The following is a 23,879-nucleotide window of genomic DNA, read 5'->3' on the forward strand; positions in this document are numbered from 1 at the left end:
CGCCCGTAATCCCGAGGGCATCCAAGGCAAAACCGCCCGTCGGCACACGGAAAATAGCTCCGCAAACAAGGAATGGCCTCCGAAATCTCGGAGGCCATTCTTTTTGGGGCTAGTTCTAGGAACGAATTCACCCAGTTCCAGGAACAACCCAATGGCGGTACCGGTGGGATTTGAACCCACGGTGGAGTCTCCCCCACACAACTTTTCGAGAGTTGCACCTTCGGCCGCTCGGACACGGTACCGAGGGAGATTGTAGTTGAGACCGGGGCGGGATGCGAATCGGCGGCACCACGGCATCCGGTCGTCGCCCGGGCGGTGGACTGGAACTGTGAAGGGAGGGCAGCGAACACCCAGAGGGCCGGGATAATCTCGGCGGGTGACAAACGTGAACCAGAATATCCGGACTCTCGCCGTCGCCGCCGGCGCCGTGGCGACTGCAGCCGGGATCGGTGCCGCAGCGCTGGTGAACTTCCGCAATTTCAAGGGCAGGCTGTCCCAGAACGCCGCCGTGCTCAACGAGACCCTGCCGGTGCACTCCCTATGGTGGCGCAATCAGGCCAAGGTGAAGGGCGAATTGCTCTACGTCGCCATCGGCGACAGTGCCGCGCAGGGCATCGGTGCCAGCGAACCGCACCGCAGCTACGTCGGGTTGCTGGCCGACCACCTCCGTCTGGCCACCGGCCGCACGGTGCGCGTGATCAACCTCAGCGTGTCGGGCGCCACCGTGGAGCTGGCCGTGCGCGATCAGCTGCCCCGGTTCGTCAAGCTCTCCCCCGACATCGTGACCGTGGCGATCGGGGCGAACGACATCGCGCTCTGGGATCCGGCCACGTTCGAGGCCGGACTCCGCGAGCTGTTCGCCGTGCTGCCCGCGCGCAGTCTCGTTGCCGACCTGCCCTGCTTTCATCTGCCGCGGAACGAACGCATGGTCTCGGTGGCCAACCGCATCCTGCGCACCGTCGCCGCTGAGCACGACCTGACCGTCGTTCCGCTGCACGCCACGACCAAACGGCAGGGCCTGCGCAGCATCGCCACCCACGTGGCGAGTGACCTGTTCCACCCGAACGACCGGGGTTACCGGATGTGGGCGGAGGCGTTCCTGCCCGCGGTAGGCGCCCAGGCTGCCCGGCTGATTCCCTAGGAACTGGCCCCGCAGTAATCGAGGGTCAGTGGCCGAAGCTAGGCTCGCTGACATGGCCAGACCCGTTTCCTCCTTCCGCTGCACTGACTGTGGCTGGACCACCCTGAAATGGGCAGGCCGCTGCGCCGAATGCCACGAATGGGGCACCGTGGTGGACAGCACGGAGAAGGCCAGCGCGGCGCGTTCGCTCAAACCGGTCTCGCTCAACGGCACCGGCGTCGCCCGGCCGATCACGCACGTGGACACGACCGCAGTCTCGCACTGGCCGACCGGCATCGCCGAATTCGACCGCGTGTTGGGCGGCGGCATCGTGCCCGGGTCGGTCATCCTCCTCAGCGGCGAGCCGGGAGTGGGCAAGTCGACCCTGTTGCTGGAAGTCGCGTCGAAAGCCGCGGCCGCGAAGTCCCGGGTGCTCTACGTGAGCGCCGAGGAGTCGGTCAGCCAGGTGCGCCTGCGAGCCGAGCGAACCGGCGCACTGCAGCCAGAACTGTTCATCGCCGCGGAGACCGACCTGGCCACCATCCTCGGCCAGATCGACGCAGTGAAACCCAACCTGGTCATTGTGGACTCCGTGCAGACGGTGGCCAGCTCGAACTCCGACGGTCTCGCCGGGCAGCCCAGCCAGGTGCGGGAAGTGGCCTCGACCCTGATCCGGGTCGCCAAAGACCGCAACCTGCCCATCCTCCTCGTCGGGCACGTGACCAAGGACGGTTCGATCGCCGGGCCGCGGCTGCTCGAGCATCTCGTCGACGTGGTCTGCCAGTTCGAGGGTGATCGGCAGACCTCGCTGAGGTTCGTGCGCGCGCTCAAGAACCGGTTCGGCTCGACTGATGAGGTCGGCTGCTTCGAGATGACCGGCGACGGCATCGCCGAGGTGCCCGACCCGAGCGGGCTGTTCCTCAGCCGCGGTGCCGTGGCCGTCTCCGGCACCTGCGTCACGGTGGCGCTCGAGGGCCGGCGGGCAATGCCGGTGGAGGTGCAGGCCCTTGTGATCAAGTCACAGGCGCCCAACCCCCGCCGCGTCACCAATGGGGTCGACTCCTCCCGGGTGGCCATGCTCCTCGCGGTGCTCGAGCGAAGGGCGGGGCTGGAGGGACTGGGCGGCATGGATGTCTACGTGTCGACGGTGGGCGGCATCCGTCTCACGGAGCCGGCCGCCGATCTCGCCATCGCCCTCGCCATCGCCTCAGCGTGCAAAGATCTGCCGATCGCCCAGAACGCGGTCGCGTTCGGTGAGATCAGCCTGGCCGGCGAGGTGAGGCCGGTGTCGGCGGCCAAGCTGCGGGCGGCGGAGGCGGCTCGCCTTGGCTTCGTCACGCGCATCGACGCGTCGGCCACCGGCTCGATCGGCGCCGCGGTCGCCCTGGCGATCAAGACCGGGTTCTCGGCCAGGGAGGCCGAACTCGACGCGGTCTTCTAGAGCCCGGGCGAACTAGGCGACAATCCCCATCGCGCCGAAGCCAGGCAGGCCGGCGGCAACCAGGTTTGCCTCACCGGATTCCGCACCCGACCGCGCAATGATCGCCGAATGGACGACGCGGTTGCGGCCATCCCGTTTGGCGACATACAGGCGCACATCCGCTGCGCGCAGAAGGTCGGAACTCTGAATGCCATCGTCGGGCGCCAGGGCAACGCCGATGCTCGCCGTGACAGGCAGGGTGTGGGTGATCGGCGCCCAGTCGTAGCCGGCGATCGTACGACAGAGGCCTTCGAAGTTCGCGTGGGCGGTGTCGGCATCGGTCGCGGGCAGGATGAGCAGGAACTCTTCGCCACCGAGGCGTGCAGCAATGGCACCCGGTGTCGCTTTCGCGGCGTCGATGAGGATGCGACCGAGCGTACGGAGGACCTCGTCGCCGACCTCGTGCGAGAGAGTGTCGTTGATGCGCTTGAAATGGTCGAGGTCGATCATGGCGATCGCGAGCGGAAGGCCACCCTCGCGCAACGTCATCAGGGCCGCACCGAGGTGCTCGTCGACGAACCGCCGGTTATGCAGTCCGGTGAGCGGGTCGCGCTCGGCGAGTTCGCGATAGCGCTCGCTTTCCCGACGGGATTCAGCCGTTTGGAACATGGCCTCCAGGATGCGCCCGCGCGCCTCATTCTCGCTCGCGCCGAGCGCCTCGAACTTCTCGTGGAAGTCGCGGAACGCCTCGAAGGCGGCGCGGTAGTCCGAGTTCGCGGCGTGGACTTCGGCCTGCTCGCGGGCAACTTCCGTCGTGCGCCGGTTCAGTCCGTTCCGGTGCGCGAGATCTCGGCAACGGTCGATCGCGATCTGCGCCTTGCCCAGCTGACCCTGCTCTCGGTACAGCTCGGTCAGGGCGACCAGGGCGGCCGCGGAGCTGTCCGGGTGCGCGTCGCTGAATGCTGAATCCATTGCCGGGAGGAGCATGGTTTCGGCCTCGGCGAGCCGTCCGGCGGCCATGTAGACCCTGGCGATGGTGTCGCGGGCGGACATCCCGATTTCGCGGTCACTGAGCTGCGACAGCCCGACCAGGCGTTCGACGGCCTCGAGGGCCTCGTCGTTGTTGTGGGCGAGGTGCTCCGTGAAGGCAAGGTTGTTGAGGATGATGTACCGGATGTTGGTCTCCGGGTCATCGATCACAAGCCGGGGGGCGTCGTCGTAGCGCCGCCGAGCCTCGTCGAGGGATCCGGCCGAGCCGAGGGCGTCCGCGAGGCACTTGCGGGCGGCGGCCCGCATGAGCGGGGCCTCCGATTCGGACAGAAGGTCGTTGGCTGCGACGGCGTGTTCGAGGGCCGCCGCGGGGTCGCCGACCATTTCGAACAGCGAGCCGAGCACGTCGTGGCAACGGGACTGCAGGGCGATCTCGCCGTGCTGCTGGGCCCAGGCGAGGATCTGCTGCACGTCGATGGCGCTCCGGCTGGGATCGGCCCGGTGGATTCTGACCGCGGCGATCAGGACCTGCAGCCGACGGCCGGTCGCGCCGCACTCGGCATCGCCGAATTCCGCGAGCCAGTCCTGCGCCAGTCTGAGGGTATCGTCACGGTCGATCCAGAATCGACGCTCGACGCTCGCCAAACGGATGCCGACGGCATCCTGATCAGTCCCCAGCACTGCGACCTGCTCCCTGACTGGTGCCAGGAGAGCGGACCGTGAAGAGTCCGTCGGATCCCGCTCACCGAGCGGGCCGAACACCGTCGAGCCTCAGCCTAGCGTGACGGCGCCGTCATCAGGCCTGGTCCGGACCCCCAGCATGGGGATCGCTTCCCTCCACGACGTTGGCCCGTCTGGACTACCGTTCGGGCGCGTCGAAGCTCTCTCCGGGCAACGGGCCGAGGGCTCGCATCAGGTCGGCCGGGTCGGCTTGCATCACGTGCGGACCGGCGATGTCGAAGAACACCATCTCAAGCACACTCTGGTGCACGGTAAGAAACTCCCGCAGCCACTGGGCGTCGCCCACCATCACCTGCGGGTTCGGCTCGTCCGGGACCATCTGGGCGTAGTTCTCGGCGGAGGAGAAGAGCAGCAGCATCCGTTTGTCGGTGCCCTCCCGCCCGAATACGCGCACCTGTTCGCCCTGGCCGTTCACGACGAGCTGAGGAACGATCACGACGTCATTGCGGAGGGCGTAGGCCACGGCAACCACGTCTTGCTCGGCAAGAGCCGCCGCCAGGGCATCGGATCGGGTCGCGGGAGTCGGATCAGTCACGACATCCATTCAACCAGTTGCTGGGAGCCGGGCCCCGACGACGACGCACGCCACGAGCGAACGGCCAGCCGGCTCAAGCCCGCGAAGATCCCCGGCGGGCGCCAGCCCCGATCCAACCCCGCGGATCAAGCCAGCCCCGGTGGTCGAGCCCGTCGACACCCGGCGGATGTACTTTCGAATAGTTATCCACAGGACGTGATATTCACTCATATTTATGTTCACGTGTCGGTATTCTCGTGGTATGGATTCACCGGCAGATCAGCTCAGGCAGGCAGCGGAGACCGTCGCGCGCTTGGGCTGTTCCAGCGCCGATCTGGAGGCCCTGCCTGGTGCTGCGGTGCTGACGGGTCAAGGTCAGATCGCCGTAGCCCGCCGTCTGATCGAACAGTATGCGGCGTGGATGGCCGCGACGATCGCCCACCGGTCCCGGCCGGAGCTGGGCCATTCGGGTCTGGCCGCCCGGCAGGGGTTCCTCTCGCCGGAGGCGATGATCCAGAAGGTCACCGGTTCCAGCAAGAATGACGCGTTCGGGTCGCCCAGCGCCGGTGGGACCGGCGACACCGGTGGTGCCGGCGGGCCCGACAGCCCCGACCGTCCTGCCGGTTTCCCGCCCGGATTCCCGCCCGGTCTCCCGCCCGGTCTCCCGCCCGGTCTCCTGCCCGGTCTCCCGCCCGGTCTCCCGCCCGGTCTCCCGCCCGGTCTCCCGCCCGGTCTCCCGCCCGGTCTCCTGCCCGGTCTCCTGCCCGGTTCAGGCGCTCCCGGGTCGTGGCAGGGCCCGATCGCGCGCGCCGTAGCCGCCGGCACGCTCTCCGTCGATGCCGCGGAGTCGATGCGGCGGAGTCGATCCGGAAGGGCCTGGGAGACATCGACACCGCTGTCACCGCGGACAAACTCTTTACCACCCTCACCCGGCTGCTTGCGGGTTCATCGGTCTGGAATGCGGCCGAGTGCTTCAAACGGGCCAGACGGATGCGTGACGACCTCGACGAGGCCGGCATCGCCGCCCGGGAGAAACAGGCCTACGACGACCCCCGCAGCACCGAACAGATCGCCGCGGACTCCTTCGTGCAACTACTCAAAATCGCCGGCGAAGTCGAACCCGGAAAAATGCTCGGCGGCCGCCGCCCTGCCGTGCGCGTCATCGTCACCCACAAAGACCTCACCAACGCCAACACCCGCGCCAGTGCTGCCAGCGATGCCAGTGCCCGTGCCGGCGACAGTCCCAGTCCCAGTGCCGGTGCCGGTGCCGGTGCCGGCGACAGTGCCAGTGCCAGTGCCAGTGCCAGTGCAAGTGCCGGTGCCAGTGCCAGTGCCGGCAACGCAGCCGACTCACCGGCCGGCACTTCTCCCTCAACTCCCGCAGAAACCGCTGCATCCTCTCCACCGGTCGGCCACGGCTACCTTGAGGGCAGTCCCGCCCCGATCTCCCTCGCCACCATCGAACGACAACTCCGCGACACCGGTGCGCGCGGGATCCTCTCCAACGACACCGGACAAGCACTNGTGCGCGCGGGATCCTCTCCAACGACACCGGACAAGCACTCGACGTCGGACGAAAACAACGACTCTTCACCGAAAAACAACGCACCACCATGGGCGCACGTGACGGCGGCTGCCTCTGGCCCGACTGCGACCGACCACCATCCTGGACCGAAGCCCACCACCTCAAAAAATGGCTACTCGAACACGGACTCACCGACCTCGCCGACGGAATCTGCCTCTGCCACCCCCACCACCTACCACTCCACAACACACACTGGGAAATCCTCCGCAACGCCAACACCTACCGGCTCAAACCACCCACGACACTCGACCCGGAACAAACCCTCATCCCACTCCCCAGCAAGACCCACCTCAAGCTCCGCCAGAACAAGCCAGCCATAAAGCGCGGGGCGAGTCAGCAACCACCCGACTGAGCCAGGTCTCCTAATAATGTAGATGCTTTCGCCCCCCACCCGGGCGCGAAGCGCCCCCTCCCCAGCTCGACAAGTTCGACCACCGGGGTGGGCCGGAGTCTCGACGCGACCGGCTGGTTGGCTCGACCACCGGGTGGGCCGAAGTCTTGACCCGACCGGCTGGGATGCTCGACCACCAGGGTGGGCTACGGTCTCGACGCCACCGGCTCGGCGGCTCCACCGGCTGGGCAGGGCACGAGTCGCGGCGCAGCGGGCTCTCGACCGGCTCGCCCACCGGCCGGGCACGAGTTCGGGAGGGCGGACGGACGGTCGGTCACGCGTCGCGGAGCAGTCCGTCAGGGGTGACCACGAGCATCCGATTGTCGCCGGCTTCGATGACGATCGAGGCGATCGTGGCCCGGTCGGCGGGCAACACCCGGGCGGTCAGGCGACCGGAGTCGAGGGAACCCAGCTGGTCGACAACAGCCGCAGCGACCCTGGCCGCTTCGACGGGCGGGTGGTCACCGCTGTCGTCGAGCAGCGTCACCTCGACACCGCGCAGCCGCGCCGCCCGGGTCGCCGCGACGAGTGGCTCCACGAACAGGGCGCGGGCGCGCATGGCGTCGCGTAAGGTGGCCTCCACGAGCAGGCACTCTGCCCGCATTTCCGGGCGGATCTCGTCGGACCGCGCGAGATGCTCAAGGGTGCGCCGGGAGAGTGCGTTCACCTGCGCCAGCTGGGATTCGCGCTCTTCGATTGCGGCGACCGCGGTAGCGGCAGCGGCGGCGTTCAGGACGCGCGCACGGTTCAGCACGGCCAGGGTGAGCGCGGACCGTTTGAGCCCCACGGCGAAGAGAGTGCCGGCCAGCAGGGTGCCGGCGTGGCGCACGACGAGGAGCACGCCGTCGACGACAGTGAGGCCGTTGCTGAGCGCCCAGGAGATTGTGATGGCGGTCATGATCAGGTAGCCGATCCAGGCGAACCCTTCACGGCCCCGCACGGCGAGCACGACCAGGAGCAGGGTGATCGCCCCGAGGTACCAGTGCCCGAATGGCGTGCCCTGCACGGCCGTCATCGGGTGGGACACGAGGGCGGCGCACGCCGCGCCAAGCGCCAGCACGGCGATGGTCGCCGCGAGGGGTAGCTGGTCCGCCCCCGCCCTGGAGATCAGGATGGCCGCCGCAGACACCGCGATGAAGCCCGCGATCTCCCACGGCAGCCCGAAGAGCGGCTCGTAGTCGCCGAAGGCGAGCAGGGCGTGCACGACGATAAACATGGTGAGGATGCCGAGGGCCAGCGGCCGCGGCAGACGCACCACAGTGCCCGGATTGTCGATCTCGGTGGTCATGGCGTCGACGAAGGCCGGCACCGGGCGGGCATCCGGGGCCGGCCGGGACGGTTCGGGGGTCCACGACACCTCCACCTCTGTGCCGGCGCCAGGGCGCGATCGCACCCTCGCCTCGCCGCCCGTCAGGCGTTCCATCCGGCCGATGATGCTCTGTGCGATCCCCAGCCTTTCGCCGGGGACCAGGGCCGGATCGAAACCGACCCCGTCGTCACGCACGACCACCCGGATCCCGCCCCGGTGCGCCTGCACGTTTACCGTGCGCATTACCCGATGGTGAGCGCCGAGGGCGGCTGACGCGATGGAATTGCGCAGTGCCTCACCGACCGCACCGAGCAGGGCGGTGACCGCAACGGCCGGCACGGCCAGGTGCTCGTCCAGGTCGGCCCGCACTATCGCATTCGGGGACAGCTCGGCGGCGAGCTGTTCCAGACGGCCGGCAACCTCGGGGCCGGGCATGGACTGGTTCGACCGGGGCGTCCGGAGGGCGTCGAGGCGGTCGAGGGTAGAGGCGGCGTGACGGGAGAGCATCTCGGTGGGGATGCCGCCACGTCCGGCCATCAACAGGGTCGAGATGACGCTGTCGTGAACGAGGGCGTCGATGGTGAGCCGCTCCCGCTTGCGGGCGACCCGGGCAGCCCGGCCGGCCACGGCTGCCCGGGTGATCCGCGCGGTCTCGTCGACCCTGGCGGCCCCCCGCCTGGCCATGATGGTCAGGCCCACGAACACGCTGATCACGAGCAACGCGTAGAGCGAATCCTCGATTCCGACGAGCATCGGATGCGGGTCGGCCGAGGTCGCGGACCGCAGGATCCCGCTCAGCGTGCAGACAAGTGCGGTGTAAGCCCAGCCGACGCGATCCCGGGTGGCCGCGGCCACGGCGACCGCCGGGATGCCGGTGAGCGAGATGACCCAGGGAATGTCGGCGCCGGCCGGGAGCGGTTCGGCCCGCATGACCAGCCAGAATCCGAGGATCGCCAGGAAGACGACGCCCTCGGCCAGGGCGAGCGTGCGGAGCAGGCGTAGCGGCCCCCAGGTGGCGAGAATGCCAATCAACACGGGGAGGCCGAACACCAGCAGCCACGCGGCCAGCGCGACACCCGGGGCGACCGGCCAGGCCTGCGCCCGGAAGGTGTCGAGGCAGAGCAGACCGAAGATCAGGCCGGTTGGGCCTGTCGCGGTGCAGAGTACCCGGAACTGGCGTTCGGTGGCCGTCCGGCCGGCGGCTTGGCCCGACCTCGGCGTGCGTGTCCGCGTCCGCCTGGGCAGTCGGTCGATGCTCGTTCTTGGGTGCGGTTGCGGGGGCGGCAGCGCGACGTTCTCGACGCTCACGGCTGCCCGGGAATCGGTAGAATGCCGTCTTCCAGCGCCCGCTTGTAGAGGTCGATCTTCGTGTTGGCGGGGCGACCGACCCGCTCGTACTTCGACCGCACCCGACGGATGTAGTCAATCACCGTGAGTTCGGACAGCCCGGTCTGCGAGGCCACCAGCGGCGCCTTTGCGCCGGCGGCATAGAGCGAGAGCACCTGGCGTTCACGGGGACTCAGCGCCGCGTCGGCCAGATCAGGGTCGCCGTCGAGGGCAGCGGCCCACTCGGTCGACGCAATCGTCTCCCCTGCAGCCGCCCGGCGCACCGCGTCGAGCAGTACGACAGTGGGTTCGGACTTGCGCACCACACCGAGCACTCCGCTTCGGGCTGCGGCACGCATCAGCAGGGCGTCGTCGCCGGCGGTGAAGGCGAGCACTGCGGCACCCGTCGCCCGGAGCCGGTCGACGTTGCTCGTGACGGCGGAGTCGTCGGACAGCCGAAGGTCGAGGATCACGAGGTCGATACCCTCCGCCTGGGCCGGCGAGGCCAAAAGCTCGGAGACGGTGGCCACCGTGGCCACCACGTGGATCTCGGGGATGGTGGAGAACAGGTCGGCGAAGCCGCGTGCCACGATTTCGTGGTCGTCGATCAGAGCGACTCGAAAGCGAGCCATATTCGTTCCTTTGTCTGGGGTTTTTCTGGACCTGCCCCAACGAGTGTGCCATGGCCGCCGCCGCACCGACAGCTTTCACCCCCGTACTGGTGCCCTAAGAAATGACGGCTGTTCAGGCCGTTTTCACCGTCCTAGGGTGTAAAGTGGGGGAAACCACTGGGGGGATTGGCGGGGCGCTCGTGATACGGCAACACACTGAGTGACCGGATCGGCTGAGCGCCCCTTCTCCAGTTTTCGGGCGCGGCGCCCATCACGCGCTGGCGCCGAGAAGCGCCGGGCGTTTGGTCAGGCGTTGCCGCGGCTGCGGTTGTTGAGCACGCCGCCGCTTTCTTCGAGGTAGCAGGAGCCGCAGAGCGACTCGTAGGTCACCTCGGTGCCGTCGATGGCCACCTGATCGCCGTCGAAGACGAACACGCCGTCGATCTTGCGCCCGTTGAACACGGCCTTGCGTCCGCAGCGGCAGATCGTCTTCAGTTCCTCGAGGCTGTGCGCCACTTCGAGCAGCCGGCGACTGCCCGGGAAGGCCACGGTCTGGAAATCCGTGCGGATGCCGTAGGCCAGCACGGGGATGTTCTCGAGGATCGCGATGCGAAGCAGGTCATCGACCTGCGGCTCGGTAAGGAACTGGGCCTCGTCGACGAGCAGGCAGCTGACGTCGAGGCCCGAGTCGGCGAGCACCCGGGCACGATGCTCGGCGAAAATGGTGAACGCATCCGCCGCAGGGGTGAGCAGGAAGTCGACACCGCGGGTGACGCCGAGCCGGGAGAGGATGCCGCGATCGCCCTTGGTATCGACCGACGGCTTGGCCAGCAACACCTTGTGCCCGCGCTCCTCGTAATTGTAGGCGGCCTGGAGCATCGAGGTGCTCTTGCCGCTGTTCATCGCCCCGTATCGGAAGTACAGTTTTGCCACTGCTACGAACCCCGCCCCTCGGCCAACCTTGTGCCGCTCATCTGTCGTTCCTGCGACGCCAAAGCACCGCTCCACCGGTTCAGTCGAACCACTGCCCGGCGCCAGGCCTCACTCAGCGTACTTGCCCCGCGCCCGGATGAATGCCCACCGGCCCGCACTCAAGCCGCGGCGGATGCTCGTCGGCCCGCGTTCGTCGTCGAACTCGAGCATGAGCAGCGGCCGGCGCATCGATACCCGAACCCGGCCGAAGACCACCCGGAGCACGGCGAGGTAGGGGCGGAGCAGCCGGCGCAGTCGCCGCTCCGGAAGGTCGATGCCGACCTGGATCGTGACGGTGGCGACCCGGCGTTCCCGGGCGGCGAGCTCGGTGACCGTGGCGGTCGAACCCGGCGCGGTGGCGATCGAACCGGTGGTCGTGGCGATCTGACCCGCTGCCGCACCTCCCGATCCAGCCGTGGCGGCGAGGTTTGGGGGGGTGCGGCCGGGCCCGGCCTGGCCGGCCGGGCGGTTTAGGAGGTTCGGGCCGGAGCTGGTCCGGGCTGTGCCGTCGGCGACCTGCACGACAAGGCTGCATGGGTCGAATCCGCGGGCCGAGCAGATCGCCCCGATGAGCGCCGTTATCGCCACCCGGTGATCCGCGGTGAAGGCTGTTGCCCGATGCTCCGGGTCGGCCACGACAAGCAGCGGTGTGGTTCCACGCTCGCGCAGGCCCGTGCGTTCGCGGTCGACCACCGCGTCCAGCCAGGTCTTGTCGATGTCGCGCACGAGTTCCTTGCGCAGCGCGCCGGCCAGCTAGCCGGACCGGATGATGTCGGCCCTGGTGACCTCACCGTGGTCGAGAACGCCGGTCAGAAGCGGGAAGACGCCGGCTCCGAGGCTCGCCCACTGTTGCTCGACCACGGCGCGGACGACATGGCCCCTGCTCTCTTCGGTGCGGGCGGCCATGGCGCGACGGGCATCCGTCTGCCAGGTCAACAGCAACCGCACGATACGGCGAGAGTACGCGGCACCGGCGAGCGCGGGTGCCAGCACCTGGCTGACCGCCACGATCACGTAGATCTGCGGCGGCACGACGATGCTGAGGAACGGCGCCTGGGGCACGGTGACGGCGGCCACGACTGCGCCCGCGACCGACCCGGAGAGAGCGATCTCCCGCCACGGCCGGTAGGGCGCGAGCGCGAGCAGGAGCAGTCCGATGCTGAGCGGACCGAAGTCGTCCTGGATCAAGGTGTTGTGGCCCCAGCGGGCGGCCTGGTCGAGCAGGTGCGCCGAGACGGCGAGGCCGACCATGACCAGGTGCAGGGGCCGGTCGAACGGCGCGTGGTCGGGCCGGCTCGCGGCCACGAGGGTACCGGCCGCGGCAACAGATGCCACGATGGCGAGCACGGAGAGCAGCGGATGCTGGATCTGGCCGGCCTGCAGCGCCGTGCTGGTGGCCGCGTAGGCGACCACGATCAGCGCGACCACGGGCGCGAGCGGCCAGGCAGCGAGGGCGCCGAGCGGGTCGAGTCTCTGCTGGGTGAGGGTGCCCTGTTGAGCGTGGGGCCGCGGCTGAGCGAGGGGTGTGACGGTCATCGTGTGCCCTGACCGTCCGGGGCTGCGGCGGGGGCTGCGGCGGGCACACTCAGCAGTACCGACGTGCCGGCGTCTGGCCGGGTCAGGACCGTCACCGATCCGCCGAGCCGCTTGATCCGTCGGCGCACCGCCTGGCGGAGGCCGAGCCGGTCGGCACCGGTCTCCGACTCCGTGAAGCCACGGCCGGCATCCATCACCATTACCGAAAAGATGCCGCCGTCGCCGCCGATGTCGACCTCGGCTGACACAATCCCCGCGTGCAGGATCACGTTGATCAGGCACTGTTGCACGGCCAGGCCCAGCTCACGGTCGACCACGGGGTCGAGGCGGCCGAGCGCGGACCGGTCACCGATGACGTCGACCACGAGTCCCCGATCGCGGCACCGCTCAATCGCCAGGTAGACCTCGCTGGTGAGCCAGGCATCCGCCCCGGGAGAATGGGAGACGCGGTGAGCGTCGGCGTCGGTCAGCCAGTCGGTGCCGCGCAGCCTGTGCAGGGCGGCGCGGATGCTGCCGGACAGGTTCTCCGTGAGCGGGCCGGCGCGGGCCCGGGACAGGGCAATCAGCTCGTTGAGGGTGGTGTCCTGGTTAAGGTCCAGGGCGCGCAAGTCGAGGTCCTGACGGAGGAGACGGGACTGATCGGCGTGCACCGCCCGGTGGATCGCGGACTGGGCGGCACGGTGCGGACGACGGGCGGTGCCGGCGAGCAGCAGCACGGCGACGAGGAACAGGCAGGCGGAGATGGTGAACCCGTCGGGCAGGTAGGTCACCTCGGCTTCCGCCGCGGCGATCACCGTGACGGTCTCGGCCAGCACAAACCCGGCCGTGCTCCAGAGCACCCCGGTGAGCGCACCGGAGCCGGCTCCGCCGACCATGATCAGCGCCAGCTTGGGCAGCGCGGCGAGGAACATGTTGGACGCGGGGAAGACGTCGGGCAGGCCGAGCAGGTCAGTCGTGTACAGGTAGGTGCCGCCGGTGCCGACCAGGAGGTAGGCGATGGTGAGCACAACCGTGGGTCGCAGGCTGAGGGTGACGAGGAGCGCGGCCATGGCGAGGACCGAGAGTACGGCCATCCAGAGCAGGCCGGCCTCGTAGGTAAGGCCCAGGGACAGGGCCGAGAGCAGGGCGCCGGCGAGGCAGGTGAGGGCGAACCAGTGCGATGCGCGCGCAAGCGCACGACTCAGGATCGGTTCGACCAGGTGGTCGGGCAAACCCAAGGTCATCGGGGCCTCCTCTGCCTTGGTTGAGTATTCCACGCAGCCGGGAAGCGCGGCGGAAGAATTCGCCGGTCAGGTCACATGAACGCGAGCGCGGGCAGTGCGGCGGGATGCGGGCTGCGACGCGGGCGACTGCGGCAACGGAGACCGCGCGGGCAGGCGCTGCGCCGGGCATCCGTTCGTGACGGTCAGAACAGGGTGGGCGCCAGCTCAGGAGGGAGTTCCTCCGCGATCAGGGACCGCCGGGTTCGGGCGGACGCTGCGGACCGTACCGGGGCGTCCGGGAGCCCGAAGGCGAGGATGCCGGGGTTTCCACCGGCGCGGATTGCGGAGGTGGGGATTGCGGCGTCAGGATTGCCGGACTGCAGGCGGCTGCGGGCGCTCGAGCGCACGCCGCAGGTCGCGGTATCTTCCCGGCCGCGCTCGAGGCCGTGCGCGCGGATCAGCGGCTTGATTCGCGCCGCCAGCCAGATCCGGTACACCTTCGGGGCGTACGCGGCCGTCGCGTACAGCTCCTGGTAGCGCGGCATCAACTCGGGGTGGTCGCGGGCCGGCCACTGCAGGTACCAGTCCTTGACCTCGGGGCGCAGGTGCAGCGCGGTATACATGATGTTCGACGCGCCGGCCGCCTTCGCCTGGCACAGCGCGGCATCCAGGTGCGCCTTCGGGTCGGTGAGGAACGGCAGGATCGGCAGGATCGGCATCATGAACACCGAACAGTCGACCCCGCGCTCGCGCACCGCGGTAGCGGCCCTCCGCCCGCTGGTACGGGTCGGTGTTCGTGCCGAGGGCCACCGGATGCCGGCCCCAGCTCGGTTTCGCCAGCTCCTTCCGCAGGACCTCGGCCACGTTGACCTTCACGATGATCTCGTTGTTGAAGTCTTTGCCGGAATCGAGTTCGAGGTAGGTGTGCGTGGGCCGGGCAAAACAGTTGTGGCTGATGACACCGTTCGCGATGAAATCGCCGGTACCGGTCGTGATGTCGATCATGTCCATCGTTGTGCCCAGGTCCTCAATGGACACGATCTGCAACTTTGCCGCCGACTTGACTGCGGCGCCGGCGCCGGCGATGGAGAGTTCCCGGTCGATGGCGGGCCCGACCAGGCTGAAGAACCGAGAGCGCATGGGCAGCCCGCCGGTGACCCGAACGCAGCGGACCCCATTCGGCCGGGCATTCTCCAGCACGTGGACGATGCCCACAGCAAACATCGAGCCCCGGATGTTGTCGAGAATTGCCTCATCTTTGTTGCTGATCCGCAGAATACCCTTAGAGCACGAACCCTCGGCGTCGAAAACACCGGCCAGATACCCGGCGTGCCAGTCGCCGTCGGGGTCTCGCGGCCACTGGATGAGCTCGGTGATCCGGTCATCAAAAGACGCCTTGCCGGAGTGGATGGAGGTACGGGGGCGCCGGCTGACGGATGCCGCCGAGAACGGCCGGGTCTGAGTGCCCACTCCCTCCTGGCCGAGGAACAAACGAGATCGGTTGAGGGCCTCGATGTCGGTCAGGGCGAGCCGGAAATGCCGTACCTTGCCTCCGCCGCCTGTGCGCCGGGGGTAGCCCCGAGCGATCACCATCCCGTCGCCACGAATCATTCCGGTCAAGTATCCGCGCCGATAGCTCGGCTCGAAATACTTCGGCTGCGTGGCCTCCGTCAGCCCGGTGAGCCCGAAGCCCATCAGCATGTTGTTCATGGTCAGATAGGGCCGCTGCCCGTCCCCGCTCATGGCGCCCGTGACGAACTTCCACCCCCGCTCGGTGAGGAAGCGATGGTCGCCACTGGCCACCACTTCGGTTTCATCCGCGAGGGTGATGCGATAGCCGCTTTTGCGGGTATTCCACGAAGCGAGCACCGTCGTCTTCACGTATCGCCGATATGCGCCCACGGTCACAGTGCCGATGATGCCCTCGCCAACCCTGACCTCCCAAAGTGGCTTCTGCCGACCATCCGCCATCAGGATGAGCGTTTCCGGGCTCAGAGAATAGGAGCAGGCATGAGAGCAGCCCCGGTAGGGGTTGATGGTCCAGCCGAACGGCATCGCGCTCTGGCCGGGCACCCGATTGAGCACCGACTTGGCGAGCACCTCGTGAAAGACGATCCCCGCGAACTCGGGCGTGCGTACGCTGCGCACGAGGTTGTTCAGCGGGCCAGCCCGGGCAGCGCGCCGGCCTGCTCCGTGCTCAGTTCCTGTGCGTTCCACCTCATGCAAGTATTCGGACACATGTTCGAGAATTGATCAAGCGGCGCCCCAAGCCGCTCCCGGCTACGCGGTCAGGTTCAGCGCGGCTGCGGTGGCGGCGAGCGACGCGGCCGCGGCGGCCGGGTCGTCGGAGAGCTTCGTGCCGAGGCTCGGGATCATCTCGCGCAACTTGGGCTCCCAGGCGGGGTACTGCTCGGGGAAGCAGCGCTTGATCAGGTCGACCATGATCGGCGCCGCGGTCGACGCGCCAGGGGACGCACCGAGCAGTCCGGCGATCGTGCCGTCGGCCGAGGCGATGACCTCGGTGCCGAACTGGAGCACTCCGCCCTGCTCGGGGTCTTTCTTCATGACCTGCACGCGCTGGCCGGCGGTGATGAGCTCCCAGTCGGTCAGCTTGGCAGTTGGCACGAACTCCTGCAGCGCCTTGAGCTTCGTGGCTTTCGAGGCGAAAACCTCTCCGAGCAGGTATTTCATCAGCCCGAAGTTATGCGCGGCCACGGCAAGCATCGGCCCGATGTTGTGCGGACGGATCGAGAACGGCAGGTCGAACCAGGTGCTCGACTTCAGGAACTTGGGCGTGAAGCCGGCATACGGGCCGAACAAAAGCGAAGCCTCTCCATCGACGATCCGGGTGTCCAGGTGTGGCACCGACATCGGCGGGGCTCCAACGGCGGCCTTGCCGTAGACCTTGGCCTGGTGCCGGGCGACGATTTTCGGGTTCGTGGTGCGCAGGAACTGCCCACTGATCGGGAAGCCGCCGAAACCCTTGACCTCAGGGATGCCGCTCTGCTGCAGCAGGGCGAGCGCGCCGCCGCCCGCGCCGACGAAAACGAAGCGGGCGTTCACCTGGCTCGGGTGCCCGCCGACCAGGCGGCGCAGGTTCAGCCGCCAGCTGCCATCCGCGAGCTGTTTCAGGCCGGTGACCTGCTGGTTCACGTGGATGCCCGCGCCGGACTCGGCGAGGTTCTCAAAGAGGTAGCGGGTCAGGGCACCGAAGTCCACGTCGGTGCCGGAGACAATCCGGGTGGCCGCGATTTTGTGCCCCTTGGGCCGGTTGCTGGTGAGCAATGGAGTCCAGGCGCCGATCACGGCGGGGTCCTCGCTGTACTCCATGCCGTGGAACAGCGGCTCATTCTCGAGCGCCGCAAACCGCTTGCGGAGGTAGGCCACGTTGTCCTTGCCGCGCACGAACGTCATGTGCGGGGTGGAGTTGATGAAGTTGGTGGGCTCAGGCAGCGCGCCGGTCGTGACGAGGTGCGCCCACAGCTGGCGACTGATCTGGAACTGCTCATTGATGCTCACGGCCTTGTCGGCCGTGACGGAGCCGTCCTTGGCCGCGGGCATGTAGTTGAGCTCGCAGAGGGCCGCATGGCCGGTGCCCGCGTTGTTCCACGGGTTGGAGCTTTCCTGGGCGACCTCACCCAGACGCTCATAGACCTCGATGCTCCAGTCGGGCTGCAACTGCTTGATCAGGGTACCGAGGGTGGCGCTCATGATGCCGCCACCAATTAATACGACATCGACCTTCGCCATTGGATTCACACTTTTCAGTGTATCTCCGGCGAACGGATGCTCCGTGCAGCTCACCGCGTAACGGTCGCCCCTGGCTGCTGGCCGCGCGGTGTTTTCCGGGCGGAGGCCTGGCCCGCAGCCGGCTTGATCCGCCGGTAGGTCGCCAGGTACCGGTCAACCGGGATGCTCGCGACCGTGCGCGCGATGATGCCCAGGTCGACGTCGGCGAGGGTCTTGAACCTCAGGCAGCTCTTGCCCATGTTCAGCTTGCGGCCGGTGGCTGCCCATTCGGCGCGGAACGCGGCATCCGCCTCCGGGTCGCCGTAGAGCCCCATCAGGTGGAGCGAGCTGTAGTTCTTCTGGGCGGCGACGCTGACGTAGGCCAGCGGCTGACCGTTATAGGTGTTCGGGTAGGTCTCCAGCGGGATCACCCAGCCGGGTATCCCCCAGTACATCCCCAGCACGTAGCCGGGCGGCATGGCGTCGCGCACAGTGTCGATCACCGGGTAGAGCACGACGCGCTGGTCCGGCTCCAGGTCGGCGAAGTAGTTCTCGACCTCTGCGGGTACGGGCTCAGTGCTCATCTCCCCAGAATAACCGGTGTCGCAGCCCGGCCGGCGGCCGACGTGCGGCGATCAGGCCGCCGGCAACTCGGCGGGGACGACGAGTTCGGCGGTCGGCACGGGAATGACCCGCGGCACCACGGCGGCAGCGCCATACTGCTCGAGGCGGCTCAGGGTGTGCTCGAAGCTTTCCGGCACGCCGAAGTGGAAGCCCTGGGCGCTGCGGATGCCGAGCGCGCTCAGGTGCGAAGCCATGGTCTCGTTCTCCACCCCCTCGACGATCATCGAATATTCGAGGTTGTCGCCGAAGCCCTGCAACGCGGTGAGCACCTCGCGCTGCCGGATGTCGTCAAGGTCGTCGACCAGGCTCTTGTCGATCTTGAGGATATCCATCGGCATCCGCACCAGCGAGTCGACCGAGGAATCCTGGGAGCCGTAGTCGTCCAGCGCGATCAGCAGGCCGAGATCGCGCATCCGGTCGGCCTGGGCGCGGATGGCCGGGGTCACCTTGGCCATCGACCGCTCATTCAGCTCAAGGCAGAGCGAGATCCCGGGATAGCGGTCGGCGAGGTCCTCGACAAACGTGCCGACGCGCTCGGGCAGGATCTGGCCGGCCTCCACGTTGAAGGTCATGCAGACCACGCGAGGTTCGACCAACCGGAAGTCCGCGGCCGCCGCCATGGCCTTCACCGCGACCTGCCGGGTCATCGCGTCGAGTCGGCCCAGGCCCTTCGCCTTCTCCACGATCGACGGCGGCGACAGCGGGCCCAGGTCGGGGTCGGTGTAGCGCACGAGGGCCTCAAACGCCCAGATCTGGCCGGTCACCAGGCTGACGATGGGTTGGAAGGCGAGTTCCAGCAGGTCCTCGTCGATGGCCCTGGCGATGATGTCGTTCATCTGGCTCGAGCGGTGGCTCGAGATGTTGATGCTGCTCTCGTTGGCGGAGCCGCCGCGCCGCCGGGTCTTCTTGATCGCGAGCATGGCCCGATCGGCGTCCTGCACGAGCTGGGTCACGTCGGTCTCCCGATGGGCTGAGTACGCCAGCCCGATGCTCATCATCGGGTGGACCGTGGTCGTACCGACGGTGAGGGGTTCTCCAGTGGCGGCGAGGATGCGTTCGGCCACGAGCTTCGCTTCACCGAGGGAGGTGAGGTGGGTCAGGATGACCACGAATTCGTCACCACCGACCCGGGCGACCAGGTCGTCGGGGCGCACGACTGCCCGTAGACGTCGGCCGAGTTCGCGCAGGACCTCGTCGCCGGCCGAGTGGCCGTGCCGGTCATTCAGGCGTTTGAAGTCGTCGAGGTCGAGGAAGAGCACCGCTAGGGCCTCGGAGTAGTCCCGATGGTCGTTGATGTTCGCGAGCGCCTCCTGGAAGGCGCCATAGTTGGGCAGGCCGGTGAGCGGGTCGGTGTTCGCGCGCAGGGTCAGCCCCGCGACGTTCTGGCCGGCTTTGACCACCATTTCAGCGGTCGTGACCAGGGCGTCAAGGGCCCGGCGGTCGTTTCTGGTGAATGCACCGTCCATCGCATCCCGGCTGACCACGATGTACCGGTCTGCGCCCGGCGCCACGAACGACAGCGGCAGGCTGATCTCGCCCGGCCGAGCCGGCTCCTCCCGAACGACGACCGCCTCGACCCCGACCGAGTCGGCGACGGCCTGGCAGAGCGCCTCGGCGATCTCAGCCCCTGACCGAGCACCGGTCTCGACATCCGCGCTCAGAGCGCTGGCGCCGGCGACCAGGCCCGCCAGCCGACGCCTCATGTCGGCGAAGACCGAGACGACCTTGACGACCGCGGCCACGATCACAATTCCGAGGAGAACCTCGAGCGTGTTCACGGTCGGACTCACCTCGACCAGGAACGGCGGTCCCTCGCTGCTCCACAGCGCCGCCAAGACCGCGATGAGGGCAGCACCGACGACCGTGCCGGTCATTCGGAGGAGGTCGAGCAACGGGCGTCCGCCACGATCGACGGAAGAATCGATGATCTGCTTGCGCAGGATCTCGACCAGGAGCACGAACCCGAGGTAGCCCACACTCGCTGCCGCCACCGCGGCGAGATCGATGAGCCCGAAGGCCAGGAACCAGGTGAAGAGGACCGCGGCAAGGAATCCGCCCAGGCTCTGAAGTCCGGCGCTGTAGAGGGCGACCGTGACGCGGCCTGCCTCAAGGAGGACTGCGAGGAACACCCCGAGAGCGATGACCCCGATCGCCGTCTCGGTCGGCATCAGGGAGGCCAGGGCAGGGAGAGCGAGAACAGGGAGGGCGACCATCGGGCTGCGGTGCGCGACACGGCCAAGCCGTAACCAGGTGAGCTCGAGCACCCCGGCACAGAGCGCTCCGACGGCAGCGACTGCCCAGCGCTCCGGCGGAGCCGAAAGGAGGGAGGCCACCGCTGCGATGATCATCAGGATGGCGACAGCACCGAACGCTGCGAGTCCGGAGCGCCGTACGATCGCTTCCACCGAAAACCCGCCCATGTTTCCAAACAGTAGTGCACCTACCTGCCTGCCTGCGCCCCCCACTCCCGGTGTGCCCGGGGAGGATAGGCGGACCCTTCCCACGGCCGTGCGAGCGGATCGGCGCCGACCGGATCCGGCGTCGGCAGGATCCGCTCGGGTCAGGAGACCAGCACGTCGGCGGCGACGAGTTCGGCGATCTGCACAGCGTTGAGCGCGGCACCCTTACGGAGATTGTCGCTGGTGATAAACAGGGCGAGGCCCCGCCCGTCCGGCACGCCGCGGTCCTGGCGGACGCGGCCAACGAAGCTCGGGTCCTGGCCGGCCGCTTCGAGGGGGGTGGGAACATCCGTCACAACCACGCCGGGCGCGGTGGCGAGTAGTTCGAGCGCGCGGGCGACCGTCAGCGGGCTGGCGAACTCGGCGTTGATGGAGAGCGAATGTCCGGTGAAGACGGGCACTCGCACGCAGGTGCCCGACACGAGCAGGTCGGGCAGGCCGAGGATCTTGCGACTTTCGTTGCGGAGCTTCTTCTCCTCGTCGGTCTCGAACTCGCCGTCATCGACGATCGACCCCGCCAGCGGCACCACATCGAAGGCGATCGGGCGGGCGTAGAGCACGGGTTCGGGCATGGGCACCGCCGAGCCGTCGTGCACGAGCTGGAGCAGGTTGTCGTTCAGCGCGGCGGCGCGCACCTGGCTGGCCAGCTCCTGGGCGCCGGCCAGTCCGCTGCCGGACACAGCCTGGTAGGTGCTCACGATCAGGCGCTCGAGACCGGCCTCGTCGTGCAACACCTTGAGCACGGGCATCGCGGCCATCGTGGTGCAGTTCGGGTTGGCGATGATTCCCTTGACGGCCTGCCTGATGGCCTCCGGATTGACCTCGCTCACGACCAGGGGAACCTCGGGGTCCATCCGCCAGCCGGAGGAGTTGTCGATGACGGTGACACCGGCCGCGGCGTAGCGCGGCGCCTGGGCTCGGGAGAGGGTGGCGCCGGCGGAAAAGATGGCCACGTCAAGGCCGGTCGGGTCGGCGGTGGCCGCGTCTTCGACGACGATCTTCTCGCCCTTCCACGGCAGGGTGGTACCGGCGGAGCGGGCTGAGGCGAAGAACCGGATGCCGGCGACCGGGAAATCCCGTTCCTCGAGCAGGCGGCGCACAACGGCGCCGACCTGGCCCGTGGCCCCGACGACGCCGATCTGGATTCCTGCGGTGCTGTTCATTGGTGGTTCCTCTGCTGCTCGCGTGGTGCGTTGTGCCCTGGGCTCGACGGCGCCAGGCTAGCGGCCGGTGCCGCCGTGCACGATCGCGTCGTCGGTGGCGTCGAGCCCGAACGCAGTGTGCACCACCCGAAGCGCCTCGTTGATGGTATCGGCGCGCGTGACGACGGAGATTCGGATCTCACTGGTCGAGATCATCTCGATGTTGATCCCGGCCTCGTAGAGCGCCTCGAACAGGCGGGCCGAGACACCGGTGTTGGTGCGCATCCCGGCGCCGACAAGGGCGAGCTTGCCGATCTGGTCGTCGTACTGCAGGCCGGCGAAACCCACGTTGTCCTGCTCGTTGGTCAGCGCAGTGAGCACCTGTTGGCCCTCCGACTTGGGGAGAGTGAAGGAGATATCGGTCAACCCGGTGGACGCGGCTGACACGTTCTGCACGATCATGTCCACGTTGGCGTTCGTCTTCGCGACGATCTTGAAGATCTGCGCGGCCTTGCCGGGGATGTCGGGGACACCGACGACCGTGACCTTCGCTTCGCTCAGGTCGGCGGCGACCCCGGCGATGATTGGCTCTTCCACTTTCTCTCCATTCGCGGATACGGGATTGGGCTGGGCGGCCTCGGGAACCGAGGAGATCGGGATGGCGCTGGTCGGGCTGGTCGTCTCCGAGTTGTAGACGATGGTGCCGACGTTGTTGTTGAACGAGGACCGCACGTGCAGGGTCACCCCGTGCCGCCTGGCGTATTCCACCGCGCGAATGTAGAGGACCTTGGCGCCGGCGGCGGCGAGTTCGAGCATTTCCTCACTGGTGATCCGGTCGAGCTTGCGAGCGCGCGGCACCACGCGAGGGTCGGCCGTGAAGACGCCGTCGACATCGGTGTAGATCTCGCAGATGTCGGCGCCGAGGGCGGCGGCGAGGGCGACGGCCGTGGTGTCGGAGCCGCCGCGGCCGAGCGTGGTGATGTCCTTGGTGTCGCGGTTGAAGCCCTGGAAGCCGGCGACGATCGCCACCGCGCCGTCGTCGAGTGCGTCGCGGATGCGGCCCGGCGTCACGTCGACGATGCGCGCGGCGCCGTGCTGGGCATCCGTGATCATACCGGCCTGGCTGCCGGTGAAGGAGCGAGCGTCGTAGCCCATGCTCTTGATCGCCATCGCCAGCAGCGCCATCGAGATGCGCTCGCCCGCGGTGAGGAGCATGTCCAGCTCGCGCGGGGCGGGGATCGGCGTGACCTGGTGGGCCAGGTCAAGGAGTTCATCGGTGGAGTCGCCCATGGCGGAGACCGCGACGACGACCTCGTTGCCGGTTTTACGGGTGTCGACGATGCGCTTGGCCACGCGCTTGATGCTTTCCGCGTCGGCGACGGATGAACCGCCGAACTTCTGCACGATCAAGCTCACGTCGGACTCCTGAACATCGGATAGGCGGGCACGGCCCAAGATCTCATCATAAATGCGTTTGTATTCGGCGGCGGCAATGTGACGCTGTGCATCGGGTGGCGGTGGTCCGATCGGGTGGTCCAATCGCGTGGTCCGACCGTGAGGACGAAGAATCGCGGACTCGCCTCGGCGGGCATCCGTCGGTGCCGGCTAGTGCGTGACGGTGCGGCGCCCCTCGAAGGCCCGGCCAAGGGTGACCTCGTCGGCGTATTCGAGGTCGCCACCGACCGGCAGCCCCGACGCGAGCCGGGTGACCTGGATCTCCAATGTCGTGAGCAGCCTGGACAGGTAGGTGGCAGTGGCCTCGCCCTCGAGGTTGGGGTCGGTGGCGATGATGACCTCCTGCACCGTGTTGTCGGCGAGCCGTTGCATCAGTTGACGGATGCGCAGGTCGTCGGGACCGATGCCGTCGATGGGGCTGATGGCCCCGCCGAGCACGTGGTAGAGCCCCTTGAACTCCCGGGTGCGTTCGATCGCGACGACGTCCTTGGCCTCCTCGACCACGCAGATCATGGCCGGGTTGCGCCGGGGGTCGCGACAGATCAGGCAGGTCTCCTGCTCGGAGACGTTGCCACAGATCGAACAGAAGCGCACCTTGTCGCGCACCTCGAGCAGCACGTTCGCGAGCCGGGTCACATCGAACTGTTCGGTCTGCAGGATATGGAATGCGATGCGCTGGGCGGATTTCGGGCCGATGCCGGGGAGCCGGCCGAGTTCGTCGATCAGTTCCTGAACGATGCCTTCGTACATGGA

At 68.1% G+C, this 23,879-nt stretch carries 17 protein-coding genes, 1 tRNA gene and 2 pseudogenes; 3 read left to right on the top strand and 17 right to left on the bottom strand.

The window, feature by feature from the left end; all coding sequences use genetic code 11:
- Positions 1 to 152: 152 nt before the first annotated feature.
- A tRNA-Ser gene (locus tag E3O19_RS07180) sits at positions 153 to 242 on the bottom strand.
- A gap of 134 nt (positions 243 to 376) precedes the next feature.
- Here E3O19_RS07180 and E3O19_RS07185 point away from each other — a divergent pair.
- Positions 377 to 1,141 carry an SGNH/GDSL hydrolase family protein gene (locus tag E3O19_RS07185; RefSeq protein WP_241981257.1) on the top strand — a complete coding sequence of 255 codons (765 nt, stop codon included), beginning with the start codon at positions 377 to 379 and terminating at the stop codon, positions 1,139 to 1,141.
- A 52-nt stretch (positions 1,142 to 1,193) separates the two neighbouring features.
- The gene (gene radA / locus E3O19_RS07190; RefSeq protein ID WP_134566558.1) at positions 1,194 to 2,561 is read left to right on the top strand and encodes a DNA repair protein RadA; all 1,368 of its coding nucleotides are present in this window, start codon (positions 1,194 to 1,196) and stop codon (positions 2,559 to 2,561) included.
- Between the two features lie 12 nt (positions 2,562 to 2,573).
- Here the strand turns inward: radA and E3O19_RS07195 are convergent, their stop codons facing one another.
- Both E3O19_RS07195 and E3O19_RS07200 read right to left on the bottom strand, forming a co-directional pair.
- Entirely contained in the window at positions 2,574 to 4,211 is a 1,638-nt protein-coding gene (locus E3O19_RS07195; protein ID WP_134566560.1) for a GGDEF domain-containing protein, read from the bottom strand.
- Positions 4,212 to 4,389: 178 nt separating this feature from the next.
- Positions 4,390 to 4,806, bottom strand: coding sequence for an SseB family protein (locus E3O19_RS07200; protein WP_241981258.1), 417 nt, complete (start codon positions 4,804 to 4,806; stop codon positions 4,390 to 4,392).
- A 1,592-nt stretch (positions 4,807 to 6,398) separates the two neighbouring features.
- On the opposite strand from E3O19_RS07200, the gene E3O19_RS07205 reads away from it, so the two are divergent.
- Entirely contained in the window at positions 6,399 to 6,722 is a 324-nt protein-coding gene (locus tag E3O19_RS07205; RefSeq protein ID WP_134566564.1) for a hypothetical protein, read from the top strand.
- 313 nt (positions 6,723 to 7,035) lie between these two features.
- Here E3O19_RS07205 and E3O19_RS07210 read toward each other — a convergent pair whose 3' ends face one another.
- From E3O19_RS07210 to recR, 14 genes and pseudogenes are all read right to left on the bottom strand, one after another.
- Positions 7,036 to 9,378 (bottom strand): sensor histidine kinase, encoded by a 2,343-nt coding sequence (locus E3O19_RS07210; protein ID WP_134566565.1) that lies wholly within the window; start codon positions 9,376 to 9,378, stop codon positions 7,036 to 7,038.
- A complete protein-coding gene (locus E3O19_RS07215; protein WP_134566567.1) occupies positions 9,375 to 10,028 on the bottom strand; it encodes a response regulator in 654 nt (217 codons plus the stop codon). The genes E3O19_RS07210 and E3O19_RS07215 overlap by 4 nt, the downstream gene beginning before the upstream one ends.
- A gap of 285 nt (positions 10,029 to 10,313) precedes the next feature.
- Entirely contained in the window at positions 10,314 to 10,940 is a 627-nt protein-coding gene (locus tag E3O19_RS07220; protein WP_134566569.1) for a thymidine kinase, read from the bottom strand.
- 108 nt (positions 10,941 to 11,048) lie between these two features.
- Positions 11,049 to 11,705, bottom strand: coding sequence for a hypothetical protein (locus E3O19_RS07225; RefSeq protein ID WP_134566571.1), 657 nt, complete (start codon positions 11,703 to 11,705; stop codon positions 11,049 to 11,051).
- 27 nt (positions 11,706 to 11,732) lie between these two features.
- Positions 11,733 to 12,515 (bottom strand): hypothetical protein, encoded by a 783-nt coding sequence (locus E3O19_RS07230; protein WP_134566573.1) that lies wholly within the window; start codon positions 12,513 to 12,515, stop codon positions 11,733 to 11,735.
- Entirely contained in the window at positions 12,512 to 13,738 is a 1,227-nt protein-coding gene (locus tag E3O19_RS07235) for a sensor histidine kinase (RefSeq protein ID WP_134566574.1), read from the bottom strand. The genes E3O19_RS07230 and E3O19_RS07235 overlap by 4 nt, the downstream gene beginning before the upstream one ends.
- Positions 13,739 to 13,920: 182 nt before the next feature.
- A pseudogene (locus E3O19_RS18910) lies at positions 13,921 to 14,662 on the bottom strand (radical SAM family protein); the annotation flags it as partial.
- A gap of 1,035 nt (positions 14,663 to 15,697) precedes the next feature.
- Positions 15,698 to 15,939 (bottom strand): annotated as a pseudogene (locus E3O19_RS18090) (Rv2578c family radical SAM protein); the annotation flags it as partial.
- Between the two features lie 58 nt (positions 15,940 to 15,997).
- On the bottom strand, positions 15,998 to 17,476 hold the full coding sequence (locus E3O19_RS07245; RefSeq protein ID WP_134566576.1) for a malate:quinone oxidoreductase: 1,479 nt from the start codon (positions 17,474 to 17,476) through the stop codon (positions 15,998 to 16,000).
- Positions 17,477 to 17,517: 41 nt separating this feature from the next.
- The gene (locus E3O19_RS07250) at positions 17,518 to 18,030 is read right to left on the bottom strand and encodes a DUF1801 domain-containing protein (RefSeq protein ID WP_134566578.1); all 513 of its coding nucleotides are present in this window, start codon (positions 18,028 to 18,030) and stop codon (positions 17,518 to 17,520) included.
- 51 nt (positions 18,031 to 18,081) lie between these two features.
- Complete coding sequence (locus E3O19_RS07255; RefSeq protein ID WP_134566579.1) at positions 18,082 to 20,475, bottom strand: EAL domain-containing protein; 2,394 nt, start codon at positions 20,473 to 20,475, stop codon at positions 18,082 to 18,084.
- A 155-nt stretch (positions 20,476 to 20,630) separates the two neighbouring features.
- Entirely contained in the window at positions 20,631 to 21,692 is a 1,062-nt protein-coding gene (locus E3O19_RS07260; protein ID WP_134566581.1) for an aspartate-semialdehyde dehydrogenase, read from the bottom strand.
- Between the two features lie 57 nt (positions 21,693 to 21,749).
- On the bottom strand, positions 21,750 to 23,087 hold the full coding sequence (locus E3O19_RS07265) for an aspartate kinase (RefSeq protein ID WP_134566583.1): 1,338 nt from the start codon (positions 23,085 to 23,087) through the stop codon (positions 21,750 to 21,752).
- 189 nt (positions 23,088 to 23,276) lie between these two features.
- Complete coding sequence (recR, locus tag E3O19_RS07270; RefSeq protein WP_134566585.1) at positions 23,277 to 23,876, bottom strand: recombination mediator RecR; 600 nt, start codon at positions 23,874 to 23,876, stop codon at positions 23,277 to 23,279.
- Positions 23,877 to 23,879 lie beyond the last annotated feature (3 nt).

The organism is Cryobacterium algoritolerans, assembly GCF_004402785.1.
Classification (GTDB): domain Bacteria; phylum Actinomycetota; class Actinomycetes; order Actinomycetales; family Microbacteriaceae; genus Cryobacterium; species Cryobacterium algoritolerans.